Genomic DNA, 3,031 nt, shown 5'->3' with positions numbered 1-3,031 from the left:
TACCGAAATAATATCGCAAAACAGGTTTTAAAAATTCTCTGTTTTGTACAAAAATTAATTAGTTCCCCAAGGGGGTTCTGAACAGTTACAAAAAATCAATAAATTCATTTGCCAAGCAATCTGCAGATCTAATATCTTTACTTACAACTAATGTTAATGGTTTTATTCCACTATATATTTTCTTAAATTCTATATGATTTGCGTATATCTTCTGGAATTTTGCATTTTGCTCTAGACCTTCATCTTTAGCTACATATTCAACCATTTTCACAAACTGCTTATCGATTGCTTCTCTAAGTGAGAATCTATAAATCACATCACTAAAATATTCATTTTCAATATATGCTGTACCTGTCAATCCAATCAAATACTTAAAATTATATACTCCTAATAAGAATTCCTTCCATTTTTTTATATCTGCATCACCTGAAGAATTATATGCATGATGAACTTCATCACTAAGAACTAATGTATCTTGTCCCCCAAACTTAAAACTATCCTCTATAGATGACCCCGTATTTGCATATACGGTATGTATATTTTCAATGCATATATCGCTCTCTCCTATTGTAACATTGGCATCAATTATCCTTGGATTTTTCATCAAACTACTAGAAGGTAAATACGATTTTAATTTCGCATCTTGAGAGAGAGTTCTAAACTTTTGTTGTAATTCCTTTTCGATAGTAATAGATGGACACAACACTAATACTCGCTTTACCAAACCCATGCCCAACATAAGCTGCGAAATTCCGTACATGACATAACTTTTTCCTGTACCTGTTGCCAAGTCAATAACACCAGACAATTTATTTGGTAACTGCAACGTATTAATATAATCGATTTCTGTTCTATATTTTTCTTGTAATTCACTACTATCTGAATAATTCACTTTAGCAAGCTGATTTATCGACTCATATTCACCAGAAGCCATATAAATAATGGCGGTCTTTATCGCTTGCTTTTGATAATCTCTGGTTCCACATAAACAGTCTAAAAAATCATCCCATTCCGACATATTCAACACTGAAGGATCAAATTCTTTACTTACTTGCAAAACCATATTTGATTCTTCAATTTTTATTATCCCATCCATTACTAATCCTCCATGCAAAATGTTTCTGAAAACTCATTACCATAAATGTCAACATATACCACCTTTACAACCTCATGCTGAGGCTGAATAGGTACTAGGATTTCCTTAATCTTTTTCAATTCTTTTCTAGTATTTTCTTCTTCCCCTTGTTTTTTTCTCTTTTTAGCAGACATTCCTTCTATTAAATCTTGAGCAAAGAAATAATCAGTCATTACAAAGGGTGCTTTTTCTTCTTTTGCTTGATTGTCAAGCAAAACCATAGACAAACTCTCGAAATCATTCAACATATTTCCTTCTTCGTCATAATCGTAATCCGACATAAAATGCGAAATTGAAATATATGGTTTCCCCTTCTTTAAAATCAATTTTGCATTAACTTCTGGTTGTCTTATGAAATGAAACCCAATTGCTTCTTCTAAATCATTTACTTCTTTTTCATTTTGAGGTTGCTTAAGTTTTCTAAAATTATTGGCATGAAGTTCTTTAATGACCTGATAAGGAATTTTTAAGAAATAATACTTAATCCCATCAATTTCATAATAGTCATTAATAAATGCAACACATGTAGCTGGTGCGATTATATAAAATCTTCCTTTTAAATGAGAACCTATATTCTTATGCAGTTCCTCAACATATGTTTCATCTACATCTGCATTTCTAAAGGAGCTGTCCCAATATGGATATATTTTTACATAAAATCCCTTTTTTTCTCCATCTACTGCCACACCATTGATATCCTTTTTTTCAATTTCTTCTATATCGAATAATGTTTTAACAAAGGATTTATACTTCTCTTCTTCCATTGAAAATACTTTTGCTAAATCATACAGCCCCGCTGTCACCACTGAAAATGGCTTTGCCTCCTGTCCATATTCTTTACCAACGTTAATTGAATCTTCTGTGCTAAATGATTTGCTTTCAGCAATTTCAAGAAGTCTTTTTTGTATTACATATATTGACAATTTTCCAATATCACAGCCAATCCATCTTCTTCCCATCTTCTCTGCAACAGATAATGTAGTTCCAGATCCCGCAAAACAATCTAATACTAAATCCCCTGGATTAGTTGTTGCACTAATAATTCGTTCTATAAGTTCTTCTGGCTTCTGCGTCGGATAATTTACTCTTTCCTTTGATTGTGAATTAACTGGATCTATATCATTCCATAAACATTGTACAGGCGTACCTTTAAGTTCATCCAAATATTTTTTCACCCTTATTCCACCTGTTTTTGTTATATAAAGCATATTATCTTTATCCAATTGTTTCATTGTCTCAATCGGGCATCTCCAAACATCTGTAACGCCCTTATATGTATACGTATATCCTCCTCCAGATAATCCTTTAGCTGTCAAAGGACTATCCGTCCAATGTCTCCCCTGTTTATCTTTTCTTCTATATCTTTTCAGATGCTTTTCGGAGTATTCAGCATACTGCGTATTCCACGTATACTTATCTGTTTTAGAATAGAATAAAATGTATTCTGTATTAACACCAAATTTCCCTGTGTCATTATGTGCACTAGTTCTTTTCCATGTTATTTCATTTTGAAAATAATTTTCTCCAAATACTTCATCCATTATAATTTTAATGTAATGATTCTTACGATAATCTAAGTGAACAAAAATCACCCCATCGTCTGCCATAAGTTCTCTTAACACAATCAATCTTCTTCTCAAAAATTCTACGAATTCAGCACCCTTAACTTTATCCGCATATGCTTTTTCGCCTTTTTTTCCTTTAAATTCTTGTTTCAGCGAGAACGGTGGATCAATATATACAAGCTTTATATTTCCTTTTACTTTTCCCTTTATTAGTGGATCTTCATTATAATATAAGGATTTTGTAACTGTTCAGAACTCCATTAGTTAAAGATGATATCGGAATTCCCTAAAAGGGCTTCTCTGATTGCTGTAAAAGCATTTATTCCATGCT

At 32.1% G+C, this 3,031-nt stretch carries 2 protein-coding genes; both read right to left on the bottom strand.

Going from position 1 to position 3,031, the window contains the following annotated elements; translation table 11 throughout:
• Positions 1-85 precede the first annotated feature (85 nt).
• Positions 86-1,096 (bottom strand): DEAD/DEAH box helicase, encoded by a 1,011-nt coding sequence (locus BUB85_RS20650; protein ID WP_073113346.1) that lies wholly within the window; start codon positions 1,094-1,096, stop codon positions 86-88.
• Between the two features lie 2 nt (positions 1,097-1,098).
• Positions 1,099-2,886 carry a site-specific DNA-methyltransferase gene (locus BUB85_RS20645; RefSeq protein ID WP_278319623.1) on the bottom strand — a complete coding sequence of 596 codons (1,788 nt, stop codon included), beginning with the start codon at positions 2,884-2,886 and terminating at the stop codon, positions 1,099-1,101.
• Positions 2,887-3,031 lie beyond the last annotated feature (145 nt).

It is taken from the genome of Hespellia stercorisuis DSM 15480 (assembly GCF_900142165.1).
Lineage (GTDB): Bacteria > Bacillota > Clostridia > Lachnospirales > Lachnospiraceae > Hespellia > Hespellia stercorisuis.
The sequence above is the reverse complement of the archived record's forward strand: the minus strand, read 5'-3'. Positions and strand labels throughout refer to the sequence as shown.